The following is a 16,426-nucleotide window of genomic DNA, read 5'->3' on the forward strand; positions in this document are numbered from 1 at the left end:
CTTTCGTGAAAGTAACTTGCCGTGGACAAACAGTAATGATAATCATTGTTATTATGCAAACCAGTGCGCCTTTGTACCTGGATCCCTCTCTCACCACCGCGTTAGCCGACACGGTGTGCCAGCAGGAACTCCTCCACACGCTCGTCACTGCCCTCGGCAGCCCACTTAACGTCGTTCTTCCCGACCAGGCAGTAGCTAACGCTCAACAGTTCTATGGCCTTCTTGACCGCTTACGTTTGCGAGGTGAGGTGTACTTTGCGCACAAAGCGAACCGGTCCACCGCATTCCTGCGGCGTCTAGCTGCGAGCAAGACCCGAATTGACATCGCTTCCATCGGGGAGTTGCAGCACGCGCTCGGCTGCGGATTCCACCCCGAACGAATCATGGCTACGGGGCCGAAGACGCCAGAATTTCTCTGGCTCGCTGCCCGGGCGGGTGCCATCGTCAATGTTGATTCCCTGGACGAACTCTCAACCCTGGCAAAGCTCCCGGCCTACCTCGGCCCAACGCGGGTACTCCTGAGGTTTTCTAGCTTCACTGCATCCGGCACTGTGGCGGCACGGACTTCACGCTTCGGCATGGCCGAAACTGATCTGGGCGCGTGCCTCGATGTCGCTGATGCTTTCCGCGACAGGCTCGATATCCGCGGCGTCGCCTACCACCTCGACACGGTGGGGGTGACAGAAAAAGCCGCAGCCCTTGATGGCTGCATACGCATGCTTCTCGAAATCCAACGACGCTCGCACAACGCCGACGTCATCGACATCGGTGGCGGATTCGGGGTCAACTACCTCGAAGACTCGCAGCAATGGGACAACTGGACTTCTGAACTGACACAAGCCGTGCTCGGCCACCGTGATCCCATCACCTGGCGCGGACACGGCTACGGACTCCGGGCAGAACAAGGGCGCCTGAAAGGTGCGCTGAGTTTGTATCCGGCGCACCGCCCCGTGGCCGGACCCCGATACGCGGAAGAGCTTCTGGTGCAACGGTCACCGAGCCTCGGTCAGCGATACTCCGACATCTTGCTCGAAACTCTCACTCAGGTGTACATGGAACCCGGGCGCGCTCTCGTAGACCAGGCCGGACTGGTATTGACGCGCGTCCTCGAAGTCCGACAGACGGCGGGCGAGACGCTCATCCGCCTGGACCTCAACCACTCGGACGTCAGCCTCGAAGAACACGGCGTCGTCATGGACCCAATGGTGATACCGCGAGGTGGTGAGCAACACGGACCAGGTGCTGGCTACCTCATTGGAAATCTGTGCCTCGAAGCTGATCTCATCTCCCGGCGGAAAATCTACTTTCGTTCCATGCCACGCCCCGGCGACCTTCTCGCCTTCGTCAACACGGCCGGCTACTTCATGGACTTCTCCGCCGACCATGCGCTTCACCAACCCATCGCGCGCACGGTAGCGCTCACCGGCGACCGCTGGACCCTCGACGACCAGTACTGGCCAATGAATCGTGAAACGGAAGTGGCATGAGATACGAATCAGTTACCGACGCAATCGGTAATACACCATTAGTACGCATCAGCAGTGACGTACACGGGCTGCAGAATATTGACCTGTACGCCAAGATGGAACTGCTCAACCCTTTCGGATCAGTCAAGGACCGTGCGGCCTGGGGAATGCTGCGCGAACACGTCGGTGACGCTCAAGCCGAGCAGCAGTCGATCATTGAGCTTTCGAGCGGTAACACAGCAAAAGCACTTGCGATCCTTGCCGGCATGCACGGGCTCACTTTCAAATCGGTGACAAACCGGATGAAGGTTCCTGAAGTTAAAGACGTGCTCCAACTGATCGGCGCGGAGATTGAAGAACTGCCCGGTCAAGCCGAGTGCCTCGATCCCACCAACACTGATGACCCGCTGACTCGCATCCATCAGGAAGTAAGCCGTGATCCGGCGTACCTTCACACAGACCAGTACTACAACTCCCGCAACACCCGAGCACATTCTGATAGCACGGGTCCCGAGATCGTCGCCGATCTTGATGGAACGGCTCCGGACCACTTCATTGCCTGCATCGGCACTGCAGGATCATCAACTGGCGTGGCGCAAGTTCTCCGCGCAGCACGCCCAGATGCGCGCGTCATCGGCCTCGTCGGTCAAAAGTCCGACTTCATCCCCGGTATTCGCAACATCGACGAAGTTCACGAAGTGGGACTCTTCGATCCCTCTACATACAACGAAATCGAAGCGGTATCCGCCGACGAAGCGATTGACGGCACCCTCACGCTCATCCGGCGGTGCGGCATTCTTGCTGGCCCGACCGGCGGCGGCGCCTACTTCGGGGCAGTGCGCTACCTAGAGAAAATCGACGCCCAGCTTGCGTCGACGGGGGAGCGGCACACCGCAGTCTTCATTGTTTGCGACCGCGTTGAGAGCTACATGAGTTACTTCCGAAGCCGCCGACCTGATCTTTTCGGCGATACAGTTCGACGCCGGGTTGCGGCCACGGCAGAGCAAATCGAACAGGTTTCCACCCTGGCGCCGCTCAATGCACAAACATGGATTAAAGCCGAAGACCCCTTGATTGTTGATTTGCGTGGCAGCTTCGCCTACTCGGCTGCGCATATCGAAGGATCGATCAACATCCCCGATCAACTGTTCGCTGATCTCCTGCAAGGCGGAGTGCCGTTTCCGCGCCAACGCCCCATCCTGCTCGCCTGCCCCGTGGGCGAACAATCAGCGAAGTATGCAGCGGTACTCGCAGGCCTTGGTCACCCCGATGCACGCAGTCTCGACGGCGGGATCGTCGCCTGGCGTGATGCGGGTGCGGAACTCGTGAGGGATTGATGTGACCACCGCATCGATCCCGGACACCTTGACCGCATGGCATGAACACATGCGCGCACAGTTCCCACAGATAAAAAGTTCACCCCACGCCTATCTCGACTCGTCCGCTACCAGTCAAAAGCCACAGGCCGTGCTCGACGCAGTGGCCCACTACCTCACGACAACAAACGCCAACGCGGGCCGCGGCTCATACCCGTGGGCCAACCGAACAACCGCGATGATTGAGTCAACACGGGACCAGGTGAAGTGTTTTCTCCATGACCCTGACCCGGGCCTGTCTTCGGTTCATTTCACGAGCGGGGCCACTGAATCGCTGCGCAGGATCGCTACCGATTGGCTAGTGGACACACTTCGAGACGGCGACGAGATCATCGTTCCCGCGGCCGACCACCGAGCGAATGTGGTCCCGTGGACCGACGTCGCCGCAGACCTGCGACGTCGCGGCACCCAGGTTGTCGTGCGATCCATGCCGTACGAACCGTCAGGCGACTACGACCCAGTCAAGCTTGCCGAATTGATAACCCCGCGAACCCGATTCATCGCCGCGACGCACGTGCACCACGTATACGGCGTGGATATGAATGTGCACCGAATTCGCGCCGCAGCGGGCAATGACGTGGTTATCTGCCTCGATGCCGCGCAAAGCGTTGGTCACCTCGACGTCTCAGTTGCCGAGCTGGACGTGGACTTCGTAGCATTCGCGGGCCACAAAGCGATGGCCCTACCTGGGGTAGGTGTGCTGTGGGCACGTAATCTCCGCACTACACCGCTGGTTGTGAAGGGATGGTCCGGCACCCCCAATACTGTGGGGATCGCGAGCCTCTCAGCAGCATTAACCTGGCTCACTGAGGCTGGCCTGGACCGAATCGATTCGTGGACTCAGATGCTCGGTGCCGTACTCACTGATGGTCTTTCGCAGATGCGGTCCTATGACGTCCTCGGCTGTCAGTCCAGCCTCACTCTCGACTCGACGGTGCAACGACGCCAGGGCATCGTCGCATTCAGACACCGGGGCATCCCCGCCGGTGATCTTGGTTTCATACTCGAGCGCAGCGGCTACCTTGTTCGCGCCGATCATCACTGCCAAGCAAGCCCAGAAGCTGACACACCCTCAGTTCGCGTCAGCACGCACGCCTACACAAGCATCGACGAGATCACAGGACTTCTCGGCGCCCTCCAGGAACTAGATAAGGAAAAACAGTGGCAGTAGTGGCGATCACCGACGTCTACGCCCCAACGCTCCGCCTCGCGCAGGCATTCAGCGCGGCCGGACATGATGTTGTACGGGTGCAAAGCTCCCGCCAGATTCCGCGCGTCTACCAGCCCGGGCTCCCCCCGGAAGACTTAGCTGACACATTCGTCGCCAACATCAACTGCGATGATCCCGTCAGCGCGCTCGCACCGTATAACCCAGACGCAGTCGTGGCAGGGGGAGAATGCGGCGTCGAGCTCGCCGATATGTTGAGCGAACGCCTCGGTGTTCCCACGAATGGCACCGCCCACAGCCACACGCGCCGCAGCAAGTTTGATCAAGTGGAACTAGCCCGCAAGTCAGGACTCGGCGCGGCAAGGCAGATCCTCGTGCAGAACAGTGACCATCTGCGCGCTTGGCATTCCGACATCGGCGGGAAGATCGTCATTAAGCCACTGCGCAGCGCAGGCAACGACGGCGTTCACTTCTGCACAACACCAGCGGAGTCTGTGGCGGCCTACGAGGCGATCAAAGACGTGGAAAATATCTTCTCCGTCCGCAACGAGGGTGTGGTGGCGCAAGAGTTTCTGGTCGGTACCGAATACGTCGTCAATACGGTGAGCTGCAACGGCACCCACCGGATTACTGATGTGTGGCGCTACACCAAGATTTCCGTCAACGGCGTAAGCGACCGCGTGAGCGCCGCAGTCTCTGTAGGGCCACATTCGTCTGCCTGGCCGACGCTCGAAAAATACGCACTCGCGATGCTCGATGCGATTGAGATTAGCTATGGGCCAGTGCATTTCGAGATCATGCTTACCGACGACGGAGCCAGCTTGGTCGAACTTGGAGCCAGACTATCGGGTGCAGACACGGCGTACTACGCCACCCTCGCCACGGGATCATCGCAAATTGATTGGACGGTTCTGGCCTACACCGACCCCGACGGTTTCGCGCGTCAATGCGCACAACCGCTGAAGCTGCAGCAGCATGTGGCGATGTGTTTCCTGACCTCGCCACAAACGGGAACACTCAAGTCGTACCCGCTGCTCGACGAAGTGAAGCGCCTTGAAAGTCACCACAACATCGTCCCCATCGTCGCCCCTGGCGGCCACCTTCACGTCACGGTCAGCGACACCACCGAACCAATGATGGTGGGGCTCGCGAATGCCACGGAATCGGCACTCGAACGGGACTTGCTCACACTGCACTACCTTGACGGCCGCGGCTTTTACGAACTCGAGGCTGCACATGGATAGGTACGCACAGATGTGGCGGATCCCTGGTGCGCCGACATTGCTTCTAGGCGGAATAGTAGCGAGGCTCGGGCAAGGCGTCACCGTCATCGCATGGCTACTGCTCGTGCGAGAAACTCGGGGTTCCTACGCCGACGCAGCTGCGGTCACCGCAGCCATTTCGCTAGCCACAGCTGCTGCCGCTCCTGTCGTTGGCAGACTCGCCGACCTCTACTCAGCGCAGCGGGTACTGTCGGCGTGCGCCGTCGTGTACTCGTTGAGCCGAATCGCGCTCCTGACAGCCGTGCTCAACGGCCGACCACTCATTGAGTTATGTGTACTGGCTCTGATTACAGGAGCCTCGTTCCCACCAGTCTCGCCTGCGTTGCGCGCAACATGGTCCATGCTCACCGCGCAAGACAAACCTCATGCAGACCTGCGGCAAACCACCATGGCAGCCGAATCAGCCCTATTCGAGTTTGTCTTCGTTGTCGGACCGCTCTTGCTGAGCGCAACAATTCTCATCACGGGCTTCTTCGCGCCAGGGGATCCCGCCATCGGCCCAGCCGCAGCGATCCTTGGTGCCGCAGCATGTTCACTGTTGGGGTGCCTATGGCTTGCGCGTGGCACAGGTATGCGCTCGATGACCCCAATCGGTGAGAACCCACGCACCACAGGACTCGGGCCGTTGCGTGCACACTGCTTTCCGGCGCTTCTCGGCGCTGCAGCCGGGGTGATGTTTGCCTTTGGTGCCGCACCAGTGGCCATTGCCGCCTTCGCTGAGGAAATTCACGCCGGAGGTGGACCAGGCGTAACGGGTGTGCTGATCGCGATATGGAGCCTAGGAAGTGCAATTGGCGGTATCTGGTTCGGCACCATCCGCTTATCCGCGCCGCTACGAACCCAGTTCCTCGTCATCCTCGCGATACTCGCGGCCGGATACTTCCTCTGGGCCGCATCGCCCAACACTTTCGTGCTCGCTGCGATCCTGTTTATCAGCGGCGCGATCATTGCGCCCGCACTTGCCGTCATGGCCAATATCGTTGCCGAACTCACCGTTGAATCGATGAGAAACGAGGCCTACACCTGGCTGACCACCATTTCCATGAGCTTTGCGGCGGTCGGTGCGGCCGTGACTGGATTGGTCGTCGAAAGCGCCGGTGGGGCGCGCGCTGGGTTCATCGTCGCCGGGTTAGCGACCTTTGTTGCACTCATCGTGGCGTTACGAGTACGAACACCAGAAAGGGTGCCCGCATGATCTCACGCAATGTGGCCAGACAATGGATGGAAACCTGGGATGCCCAACAGCAGATCTACGCCGTCCGGCGCGAGCACCGGTTTGCTGTGGTCAGCAAAGCGGTCAAGGCGGCAACCGGGCATAGTGATACACCAATCATCATTGATATTGGCGCTGGGCCAGGATCACTCGCGGAGCACATTGCCCGAGACATGCCTGACGCACGGGTCATAGCTATCGAAGCGGACCCGTTCCTCATTGAACTCGGCCGTGCAGCGTTCGGAAAGCGAATCGAATTCGTAGAAACCACGGCAGGCGCGGACGGATGGCTTGATGCTGTGGGAGTCGACCGGATCGACGCCGCCGTGTCGTCTACAGCACTGCACTACTTCGCCGTAAACGACCTCGCGAGGCTGTACCACGACTTACACAAAGCTGTCTCACCCGGCGGCCTCGTCGTTAACGCCGATCATTTCCCCCTCAATCCACTCGTCGGTGAACTCCTAGGCAACTCTGGTGACGGCGGTACCGCATGGCAGCAATGGTGGAACGCGGCACGCGCCTGCGACGACCTCACTACTGCACTTGCGCTGCGCGAACACGTCGTGTTACCAGACGGCGGGGACAATGACCTTTCCGCGGACGCGCACATGCTTCTGCTCAGCGATGCTGGTTTTACAGCAACCGACGTGATCTGGCGTGATGGTGTCAGCACGATAGTCGCCGCGCGAAAATAGGCGCAGTACATCTACAGGGAGGTGCGCGCCTGGATAGAATCCCGGGCATGGCCAAGCGAGTGCGGCGCGCCCCCGATGAGGTGCTGGTTCATCTGCGAGCGGCGAAGGACCACACTGATCGCAACTACACCACACCACTCACACTCGATGAACTGGCAGCGGTTGCGACCCTGAGCAAATTTCACTTCCAACGACTGTTCAAAGCGACCTACGGTGTTTCGCCCGCAGAGTATTTATCGCAACGCCGCATCGAGCGAGCGCAAGATTTACTCCGTGCCACCAATTTAACAGTGACCGAGGTGTGTCACGCGGTAGGTTTCAGCAGCTTGGGCTCGTTTAGCAGCCGCTTCCGGGACATCGTGGGGGAGTCACCGAGTGCTTTCCAAGCGCGCTATGCGTCCACGGGCGCGCCGCACGTTCCAGGCTGTTGGGTCTTTATGCGTGGGCTCGTCGAAGTGCGCAATCAAGGAGAAGCGAAGGACAAGCCCCGCGCATAAGCTCAAACGCATGATTACTAATGTTTCTCTCACCAGCATCTGGGTCAAAGACATCGACGAGTCACTGGCGTTCTACACCGACGTGCTTGGGTTCGACGTTGGCGACAATATTCACGTAGCCGAGGACTTCCACTGGTGCACAGTGACGCACCCCAAACAACCCGAATTGCACCTCCACCTGACAACGCCGAGCCGCCCCCTGTCGGATGACCTCATCGCGGCCATAAACAGAGCCCTAGACGAAGGTGGGATGCCGGGAATCGGGTTGAATGTTGACGATTGCCAATCGACGTACGAGGAACTTCAGGCCAAGGGCGTCGAGTTTCTTCAGGCCCCTGCCGAGCGGCCGTATGGCATTGAGGCCTTGATGCGTGACAACTCGGGTAACTGGATCGTGTTGGTTGAGCCGCGTGAGTACACCCCAGAAACCATTCAGGCCGGGCTTGGGTAGCAGCTTGGAATGGTGTAGTCCCACGTATCAGCGCTCTGGTTGTTAGCATTCCGGGGTGCAGCGAAATCTCGTGATGACAGTAATAGGGGACGACCGACCAGGACTCGTGTCAGCAATCGCACGTGTCATCACCTCTCACGGTGGCAACTGGGAACGAAGCCAGATGACCGAACTTGCTGGGCTGTTCGCCGGAATTGTTGTCGCCACGGTTGACGACGACAAAGCCGAGGCGCTCATCGCTGCCACACGGGAACTGGACGGTCTCCTCGACGTTTCGGTCTACACGGGGACAGAACTTGTCACCGGCACAGACGAGTCATCTAACCGCTTGTCGATCAGCATTCTGGGCAACGACCATCCCGGCATTGTGCATGAACTTTCCTCTGTTCTAAGCAGTGGTGGGATGAGCATCGAGAAGATGACCACAAATACTCGTGAGGCGCCGATGGCTGGCGGGATGTTGTTTGAGGCCCACCTCGACGTGCGACTTCCGGCGGGTACGCGGTCCGCTGATGTCAGGGCGGACTTGGAACGCATCGCGGCTGAACTGCTTGTTGACCTTGAAATCGTTGAGCCCGGCGAATGACGGCACACAGCACGGCATCTCTGTCTTGACTGCGGTCACTGTCGCTGGTATCTCCAAGGTAGGGACATTGAAGGTAACCTTGTAAATCTAATAGTCGTGAGGCAGTGCTTCTTGGTGACTGGTAACGGTCCAATTGAGGCATCCTGAGATGGTCGGCCCGCAGGGCAGACACTTATTCACCCGCAGGTTCCGGTCCGTTGCGGGGTTTTCGCAAGGATCTACCCACCACAACCCAAGCGGGGGAGATAAGTGACAGGATCAGAACTACGCAGTGTTAGCGACCAACCTTCAGTGAAAGTCGCTGTTCGGGCCGATTTGGCTCTGCTTCACATCTTCCGCGGTGTCAGTGAAATGATCTCGCATGCAGCAGATTTTGACCTCGACGCCTCAGAAGACCTCCGTCTCGCTGTGGATGAAGTGGCTGCTACGTTAATTGGAATTTCTGATTCTGACGCAGATGTGCTGTGCGAATTTAGTGAACACAGCGCGGGTGGGCTCCGCGTGACGATGACAGCAGAGAGAGCTGTTGCGCGTTTGCCAAAATCAAATAACTTTCGTTGGCATATCGTCCGCACGCTCACGGACGAACTTAGTTGGGATGAAGATGTGAGACCCCCTCACACTGATTCGGCAGCGGACTCTTACTCAAAAACGGTTGTTCAGATGGTCAAACGAAAGGCCTCAAGCCCTCGTGGATGATCCGAACTATTCCGACATTCCACGGCGAATTGCCTTATTGCGTAGTGCGAACTGCAGTGAAGCTGAAGTAGATGAGCTTCGAAATGACATCATTGCCCACTGCATGCCCTTAGCGGAGCACATCTCTCGCCGGTACGTCGGTCGCGGCGAGCAAGCCGACGACTTGAAGCAGGTAGCCCTCGTCGGTCTCATCAACGCGGTAGATCGGTTTAATCCTGAATTCGGTGACGATTTTCTGGCCTTCGCGGTTCCGACAATTATGGGTGAGGTTCGGAGGCATTTCCGTGACACCCGATGGGCGGTTCGTGTCCCGCGACGCCTTCAAGAGGTTCATCTCGCGATCGGTAATGCCACAGCCGAGCTGGTCCAGAAGCTTGGTCGTGCCCCGACTTCGAAGGAACTTGCTGACGACCTCGATATAACGCTTGAGCAACTTGAGCAAGCGCAACTCGCTGGTAGTGCGTTCAGCGCACAATCCGTTGATGTCCCACGTGGCAACGACAGTGACTCGCAACCCTTTATGGACGCAGTGGGGGAACCTGATGTCAGCTTCGAGAGATTTGAGAACCACGATGCGCTTCGGGCTGCCCTCGACGCTCTCCCTCCGCGGGAACGCACCATCATCATTATGCGATTCTTCGGAAATAAGACTCAAGAGCAGATCGCAGCGCAACTGAACATCTCGCAGATGCATGTGTCGCGCTTGCTGACAAAGACGCTGAGGTCGTTACGCGGGCGGATCGACGGAGATTAGTTCGCCCGATGACGTTTGACTCCACGAGATTCGGGTAGGGAATCGATCACTACCCCTCGCGCGGGAGGCGGCAGGCTCCGCCAGACGGCTACCGTGCCTAATCGTGAGAGGCTCCGCCATGTCTTTCAATGTCTTTGTACCAGGTATTACTGAAGCACAGCTTGGCATGCTCGACGAATCAGCGGAGTCCTGCGACGTGGTTTTTCATCCACTCTTGAGCTTCGACCGACTCGTTGTTGCGGAAGAAATCAATATGCGGCAGCTACTCCATGATGCTCGTGAGCAACTCAGCGCGTTCGACGGCAGGATCGACGCGATTATTCCGCACTGGGATTTCCCCACGAGCGTCTTGGTTCCCATACTTGCGGCTGATCTAGGGCTTCGTGCGCCGACTCTCGACAGCGTTCTCCGGTGCGAACACAAGTATTGGAGCCGGGTTGAACAACGCGATTGCATACCTCAGGTAGTCCCCGCGTTTGATTTGGTAGACCCCTTCGATGATTTGGCTGAACAGAAAATTTCGCTTGCTTACCCTTTTTGGCTTAAACCCGTGAAATCGCATTCATCCACCTTGGGGTTCCGCATCAATGACGCCGAGTCCTTCAAGGAAGCTCTTGCGCTCGTTCGCGACAAGATTGGTGATATCGCCGATGCATTTGACGAGGTGCTAGATACCGTGGACTTTCCGTCCCACATCCGCAGAGCGTCCTCGACGATGTGTGTTGCGGAAGAGCTGTTGGTCGGGCACGAATTTGCTCTCGAAGGGTATGCGACGCAGGGCGAAGTTGTTATCTATGGTGTTCTCGATATCGATCTAGATGAGCAGACCCATTCGCTCACCTCGTTGATCTATCCGGCTAGCAACACACCCGCGCGTGTGGAGGAGGAAGCCGTCGACGCAACACGTCAGTTTTTGTCGCATATCGGATTTTCTGATGGGTGTTTCAACGCAGAATTTATCTGGGATCGCGAGCACGACCGTTTACGTCTCATCGAAGTCAACACTCGCATCTCCCAAGCTCATACTGACCTTTTTCTTAAAGTCGATGGGGCGCCGAATCATCTCACCGCGCTCAATGTCGCCCTAGGTCGCCAACCCAATTTTCCGTTCCGTAAAGGAGATTTCAGCGTTGCAGGGATGTACTACCTGACGACCACGAAAGAAGGCGTGGTGCGCACGGTTCCCTCGCAAGCTGACATTGATTCGCTGAGAAAGGAGTTTCCCCAGACGCGGGTCAATCTGGCTGTGAAACCGGGTGACGTACTTTGCGAAATGGCACATCAAGACCAGTACCGATATCGCCTAGCGGACTTGTGGATCGGCGCGCAGAGCGTCGAACAGTTGCAGGAGGTCTATGAAAAATGTGTGACCCATTTGCGTTGTGAAATAGATGATCCGAGTGAGCAGGAGGAAACTAATGGAACACATTGCGAAGTTTCCGTATGCAATTGAGTCTACGGAGAATGTGTTTATTCCGATGCGCGACGGGGCGCGCTTGGCGGCGCGTATGTGGATGCCCACCGATGCGCTGAAAAATCCGATTCCTGCAGTAATTGAGTACATTCCGTACCGCAAGAGAGATGTCACTCGAGGCCGGGACAGTTTAAATCACCCGTATATTGCAGGCCACGGCTACGCCTGCGTGCGGATCGATCTGCGCGGTAGTGGGGATTCCGACGGTGTCCTCGAAGACGAGTACCTCGAGGTCGAACATACCGATGCCGTGGATGCGATCTCGTGGATCGCGAGCCAACCATGGTGTGACGGCAACGTCGGCATGATGGGTATTTCGTGGGGCGGTTTCAACAGTCTCCAAGTTGCCGCCAAACAGCCTCCAGAACTGAAAGCAATCATCAGCGCATCAGCCACCGAGGACCTATACGTCGACAATATGCACTACATGGGTGGGTGCTTACTGTCCGACAATCTGTCTGAAGCAACTGTGATGTTTGCCTTCAACAGTTTGCCGCCGGATCCGCTGATTGTTGGTGACAGGTGGCGTGAAATGTGGAGCGAGCGTTTGCGCGACAGCGGATTGTGGATTGAGAAGTGGTTGCGGCACCAGCATCGAGATGACTACTGGCGGCGCGTCGCGATCAATGAAAATTATGCGTCGATTCAATGTCCAGTCTTCGCGGTGGGCGGCTGGGCCGACGGGTATACCAACGCGATCTTTCGTCTCTTGGAGCACCTTCAGGTGCCATGCCATGCGCTTATTGGTCCCTGGGGGCACAAGTATCCCCACACCGGGGTCCCGGGCCCGGCGATTGGTTTTCTCGACGAGGTGGTTCGCTGGTGGGATCATTGGCTGAAAGGGCGCGATACGGGCTTACTGGATGAGCCATCCCTGCGGGTGTGGATGCAGGATTCAGTGCCGCCGAAGTCGTCCTACGAAGACCGGCCAGGTCGGTGGGTGGCGGAGGAGCACTGGCCGTCACAGCGAATTGAAGAAAAGCATTTGCGGTTACGTATAGGGTCACCAGCCGGTTTGAACGAGACGTCTCTCGCCGCAGAGGACGGTGAAAACGGATCGGTTCATGTCGTGCGTTCACCACTGAGCGTCGGCATGTTTGCGGGAAAGTGGGCCTCATACGCAGCACCACCGGATCTTCCGTCTGACCAGCGCGAAGAAGATGGCGGTGCGCTGGTGTATGACACCAACCCACTAACGGAGGATGTTGAGATTCTCGGTTTGCCTAGGCTGCAACTCGCGGTGTCATCGGACAAGCCCGTGGCGATGGTCGCTGCGCGATTGTCTGACGTGGCACCAAGCGGCGAAGCAACTCGCGTGACGTACGGTTTGCTCAACTTGACGCATCGAAATGGGAGCGCGAATCCACAGCCCCTGGAGGTCGGGAAGACGTACCAGGTGGAGGTGCAACTAAATGGCGTAGCGCAAACTTTCCCCGCTGGTCACAAGATTCGAGTGGCTTTGTCAACGTCCTACTGGCCGTTGGCGTGGCCTTCGCCTGAGGCCGCCACGTTGTCGATAGAGCCCGAGGCGAGCGTACTTATCATTCCCATGCGACCCCCTTCTGCGGCAGACGAATCGTTACGGCCGTTCGGACCCCCTTCTGCAGCAGCTGAATTGTCGACTACCCGTTTATCGGCACCTGAACATCATTGGAAAGTCACACGGGACTTAGCGTCGGGGAACTCAACCCTCGAAATCGCAAACGATCAAGGCGCGTTCCGCATCGACGAAACGGACACTGTGCTACGTCGCTCCACTACAGAATGGTTTAGTTTTAAGAACAACGATGTCGAATCTGTCCGCGGTGAGACGCGAACGGTGAGACGGATTTCGCGCGGATCGTGGCAGATTGAAGTGATGACACGGACGGTCATGACATCGACCGCAAGAAACTTCCACATCACGGCCGAGTTAGATGCGTGGGAATGTGACAGCACACGGGGGGATCGACGTGTGTACTCGGAAAACTGGGAGCACCAAATTCCGCGCAACCTTGTCTGAGTATCTTTCGCGTGGGTGGCTTGCTGTTGCCTACCTACGTGTCATAAATTTGGCAGTGGGGTTGAGCCAGCAGCCCGAACCGCTGCGACATGAACCACACGCACCATCATGGCTTCACGTTCGCATTACACGGTTTACCTGACCAGTGGTTTTTGTGAATTACTGCTAGGAGCTGCAGATGGCGCTAGCTATTCGGCGATGGAGCGCTGAGTGGTCCGTGACAATTTCCCCGAAAGCCGACGGAGCCGGACCTGGAACAGGCGTAACTGGGTACAGGGTGGAGTTGCATGGTGAACTCGATGCCGCATCACGCTGCGAACTAGGTGCGCAATTGACGTCACTCGTAGATCGTGGTGTTCCTATAATTTTGGATCTCACGCACCTTAGTTTCTGTAGCGTGGCTGCGGTCGAGGAGGTAGTGCGGGTGGTTCAGGTTGCTCGCGAGCACAATGTCAGCGTGTCGATCATTGCGCCTACCAGGCTTGAGTGCCTTTTTCGGCAGGTAATGGAGCCTGTGATTGACGAAAAGGTAAGGTGATGGATGACGGTCGGAGGTAGATATTTCACAGGTTCCGAGCGGTGTGCATCTGCGCATTGCTGAACTCGCCCGCGCGATGCATGGTCGTTCTAGTGCAGATTTAACGGCAGTTCTTCAACAGACAACAAACGCAGCGGTAGTTCATGTTCCAGGCGCCCGCCATGCGGGGATCACTCTCATCACGGGGCGCCGGGAAATCGAATCGGTAGCACCCACCGATGAGTGTGCGGCGCTGCTCGATGAAATACAGCGCCGACACAGAGAAGGTCCGTGCCTGGCCTCTGCATGGGACCACCAGATTGTGCGTATGAATGACTATGCGAATGACACGCGTTGGCCTGAGTTCGTAGCAACGTCTATTCGCGAAACCCCGGTTAGAGCGTCCCTATGCTTCCAGTTGTTCACACAAAACAAGTTACTGGGTGCCCTCAATATTCACGCGGATCAACCGAATGCCTTCTCCGACGTCGCTGTGGAGGTAGGGATGGTTCTTGCCGCCCACGCAGCGGTAGCGCTCGGTACTGCTCGTCGAGATGGGGAGTTTCGCAGCGCTCTCGCCACGCGTGATGTCATTGGTCAAGCAAAGGGCATCTTGATGGAGCGGTACAAGATTGACGCTACGGAAGCATTTCAGTTGTTGGTCGGGCTCTCACAAGACACCAATTGCTCTTTAGCAGCAGTCTCGGAAGAATTGGTTTCCACCAACATTCCTGAGCGATCTTCGGACAGCGCCGCACAGCTCGATTGAGCCGTTGGTTGCGCTGCCCGAGAACGCTATCCCCGTAGATTCCCCTCAGATTTCCAGCGGCCCTTTACCCTCGGTGGAGATCTCACGGTCCCGAGACTCGGGGTGGGCCTTGGCCTTCTGGTGCGCCTGCCATTTCCAGAGTGAACCGCCAAGTAGCAGTAAGGCAACGGCGCAACCACCAGCAATCCACGCCCACGCGGCTTCTCCTGAAGCAGCGGCGATAAGGGCCAGTGGTATGGGGATCAGAGCGAGCACGATCAGAAGGTAGCTCAACAGTGCGAGCGCACGCCCAGTGGACGAAAAGGTGTCGCCGCTGTCGGGATAGTCTACTTCGCGCATAGTCCCTCCTATGTCGTTGTTCATGCAAAATCCCTGATGGGCGACCCTAACGGAGGTCAGTCCGTATAGGTGTCGCTCACAGCGAGTGCGGGTGCGCGCAGAATCGCACCGAAACCGTCACCAAATTTGACGTCATCTCGTTTGCACACAACGATGTTCCCGCCTTGGCGGAGTGTTGCCGCAAGCACCGCATCCTCGACGCGGCTGTCTTCACCGCTCGGTGCTGGTTGTGTGTCATCGGTGGGTCGAGCCACAAGTAGTGTGTCGACATTCGCTTGTTGTACATGGGCGGCAACTGTCCGTATGCCATCGACGGCAAATCCAGAGGATCTGCCGAATTCGATGCGAAAGCGCTCCAATGCTTCAGCTACTTTTTCGGAACGAAGCTGTTGCACGATCCCAGCAATCGCGTCAGTGAGCTGAGTATCGTCGGCCCCGTCAGCGCGTCCGCCTTCCGGCACCGCAAAGGTCAGATTCCTGACGTGATCCGGCAAGAGCCGTTCAATGCCGGTGCGTGCTTGAACTTCGCCGCTAATCACGAGAATGGACGGTTTTATTTCCTCCACCGTGCTGGTGAGGTGAGCGGCCGTGTCACGAAAGTTTCTCTCGATCATCTCTTCGGTTCGTTCTTCCACACGAGCCCAACTGAAGCGATCCCCAACCTTTGCTTTGTGCACCGGGTGTCGGTCCAAATCTTCGCTGTCCCAGGCGACCGCGTGTCCATATTCATCGATGAGACTGACATCAACACCGTTACGGTCGACCTCAGCGAGCAGAATTGTGAATTCGGCTGCCCCGAACTCAAACAGCGGGAGGAGGTGCGGCATAACCGAGAATCGCACATCCGGCTGGGAGGGCACGACAGGCAGTTCTTCGTCGACGACAACGCCTGTCTGTCCGACGATGAGTGCTCTTCCGCGATTACCAATTGGTGGGCGTCGGTCGGCAAACTTAACCACTCTGGCTGACAGTTCGTCGGGGGCACCTTGACTGCGGAGTTCGTCAAGCACGGTTCGCCAGTGAAGTTCGCGGGCCTTCCCTGAGTCTTCGGTGTTATTGGAGTCGTCTACATAGATCGAAGCAAATGGGCCGCGCGCAGAATCGAGACGCTTCTTCAATGTTGCAGTGTTCATC

At 57.7% G+C, this 16,426-nt stretch carries 17 protein-coding genes; 15 read left to right on the forward strand and 2 right to left on the reverse strand.

All coding sequences use genetic code 11. From position 1 onward, the window contains the following. The first annotated feature begins 53 nt into the window (after positions 1-53). The 15 genes from IEW73_RS02220 to IEW73_RS02290 all read left to right on the forward strand — a co-directional run bounded on the left by IEW73_RS02220 (position 54) and on the right by IEW73_RS02290 (position 14,953). On the forward strand, positions 54-1,487 hold the full coding sequence (locus IEW73_RS02220) for a type III PLP-dependent enzyme domain-containing protein (protein ID WP_188670253.1): 1,434 nt from the start codon (positions 54-56) through the stop codon (positions 1,485-1,487). Beyond that, complete coding sequence (locus IEW73_RS02225; RefSeq protein WP_188670255.1) at positions 1,484-2,803, forward strand: pyridoxal-phosphate dependent enzyme; 1,320 nt, start codon at positions 1,484-1,486, stop codon at positions 2,801-2,803. The genes IEW73_RS02220 and IEW73_RS02225 overlap by 4 nt, the downstream gene beginning before the upstream one ends. Before the next feature lies 1 nt (position 2,804). Next, positions 2,805-4,013 carry an aminotransferase class V-fold PLP-dependent enzyme gene (locus IEW73_RS02230; protein ID WP_229675679.1) on the forward strand — a complete coding sequence of 403 codons (1,209 nt, stop codon included), beginning with the start codon at positions 2,805-2,807 and terminating at the stop codon, positions 4,011-4,013. Next, the gene (locus IEW73_RS02235) at positions 4,004-5,254 is read left to right on the forward strand and encodes an ATP-grasp domain-containing protein (RefSeq protein WP_206050421.1); all 1,251 of its coding nucleotides are present in this window, start codon (positions 4,004-4,006) and stop codon (positions 5,252-5,254) included. The genes IEW73_RS02230 and IEW73_RS02235 overlap by 10 nt, the downstream gene beginning before the upstream one ends. After that, positions 5,247-6,488 carry an MFS transporter gene (locus IEW73_RS02240; RefSeq protein WP_188670257.1) on the forward strand — a complete coding sequence of 414 codons (1,242 nt, stop codon included), beginning with the start codon at positions 5,247-5,249 and terminating at the stop codon, positions 6,486-6,488. Before IEW73_RS02235 ends, IEW73_RS02240 begins: the two co-directional genes overlap by 8 nt. After that, positions 6,485-7,204 carry a class I SAM-dependent methyltransferase gene (locus IEW73_RS02245; protein WP_188670259.1) on the forward strand — a complete coding sequence of 240 codons (720 nt, stop codon included), beginning with the start codon at positions 6,485-6,487 and terminating at the stop codon, positions 7,202-7,204. The genes IEW73_RS02240 and IEW73_RS02245 overlap by 4 nt, the downstream gene beginning before the upstream one ends. A gap of 47 nt (positions 7,205-7,251) precedes the next feature. Further along, complete coding sequence (locus IEW73_RS02250) at positions 7,252-7,701, forward strand: helix-turn-helix transcriptional regulator (protein ID WP_188670261.1); 450 nt, start codon at positions 7,252-7,254, stop codon at positions 7,699-7,701. Between the two features lie 10 nt (positions 7,702-7,711). Then, entirely contained in the window at positions 7,712-8,152 is a 441-nt protein-coding gene (locus IEW73_RS02255; protein ID WP_188670263.1) for a VOC family protein, read from the forward strand. A gap of 55 nt (positions 8,153-8,207) precedes the next feature. Beyond that, positions 8,208-8,738, forward strand: coding sequence for a glycine cleavage system transcriptional repressor (locus IEW73_RS02260; protein WP_307816165.1), 531 nt, complete (start codon positions 8,208-8,210; stop codon positions 8,736-8,738). 249 nt (positions 8,739-8,987) lie between these two features. After that, positions 8,988-9,437 carry a hypothetical protein gene (locus IEW73_RS02265; protein WP_188670265.1) on the forward strand — a complete coding sequence of 150 codons (450 nt, stop codon included), beginning with the start codon at positions 8,988-8,990 and terminating at the stop codon, positions 9,435-9,437. Then, the gene (locus IEW73_RS02270; RefSeq protein WP_188670267.1) at positions 9,430-10,191 is read left to right on the forward strand and encodes a SigB/SigF/SigG family RNA polymerase sigma factor; all 762 of its coding nucleotides are present in this window, start codon (positions 9,430-9,432) and stop codon (positions 10,189-10,191) included. Before IEW73_RS02265 ends, IEW73_RS02270 begins: the two co-directional genes overlap by 8 nt. A 118-nt stretch (positions 10,192-10,309) precedes the next feature. Continuing rightward, positions 10,310-11,644 carry an ATP-grasp domain-containing protein gene (locus IEW73_RS02275; RefSeq protein ID WP_188670269.1) on the forward strand — a complete coding sequence of 445 codons (1,335 nt, stop codon included), beginning with the start codon at positions 10,310-10,312 and terminating at the stop codon, positions 11,642-11,644. Beyond that, complete coding sequence (locus IEW73_RS02280) at positions 11,610-13,667, forward strand: CocE/NonD family hydrolase (protein ID WP_188670271.1); 2,058 nt, start codon at positions 11,610-11,612, stop codon at positions 13,665-13,667. Before IEW73_RS02275 ends, IEW73_RS02280 begins: the two co-directional genes overlap by 35 nt. 178 nt (positions 13,668-13,845) lie before the next feature. Beyond that, positions 13,846-14,205: an STAS domain-containing protein gene (locus IEW73_RS02285; protein WP_188670273.1), complete on the forward strand. Its 360-nt coding sequence runs from the start codon at positions 13,846-13,848 to the stop codon at positions 14,203-14,205. A 43-nt stretch (positions 14,206-14,248) separates the two neighbouring features. Beyond that, positions 14,249-14,953 (forward strand): GAF and ANTAR domain-containing protein, encoded by a 705-nt coding sequence (locus IEW73_RS02290; RefSeq protein ID WP_229675681.1) that lies wholly within the window; start codon positions 14,249-14,251, stop codon positions 14,951-14,953. A 45-nt stretch (positions 14,954-14,998) separates the two neighbouring features. On the opposite strand, the gene IEW73_RS02295 is transcribed toward IEW73_RS02290, so the two are convergent. Together IEW73_RS02295 and IEW73_RS02300 are read right to left on the reverse strand one after the other, a co-directional pair. Then, the gene (locus IEW73_RS02295; protein WP_188670275.1) at positions 14,999-15,292 is read right to left on the reverse strand and encodes a hypothetical protein; all 294 of its coding nucleotides are present in this window, start codon (positions 15,290-15,292) and stop codon (positions 14,999-15,001) included. A 56-nt stretch (positions 15,293-15,348) separates the two neighbouring features. Then, positions 15,349-16,425, reverse strand: a complete 1,077-nt coding sequence (locus tag IEW73_RS02300) for a baeRF2 domain-containing protein (RefSeq protein WP_188670277.1) — start codon at positions 16,423-16,425, stop codon at positions 15,349-15,351. Between the last annotated feature and the right edge of the window lies 1 nt (position 16,426).

The organism is Hoyosella rhizosphaerae, assembly GCF_014643175.1.
Taxonomy (GTDB): Bacteria; Actinomycetota; Actinomycetes; order Mycobacteriales; family Mycobacteriaceae; genus Lolliginicoccus; species Lolliginicoccus rhizosphaerae.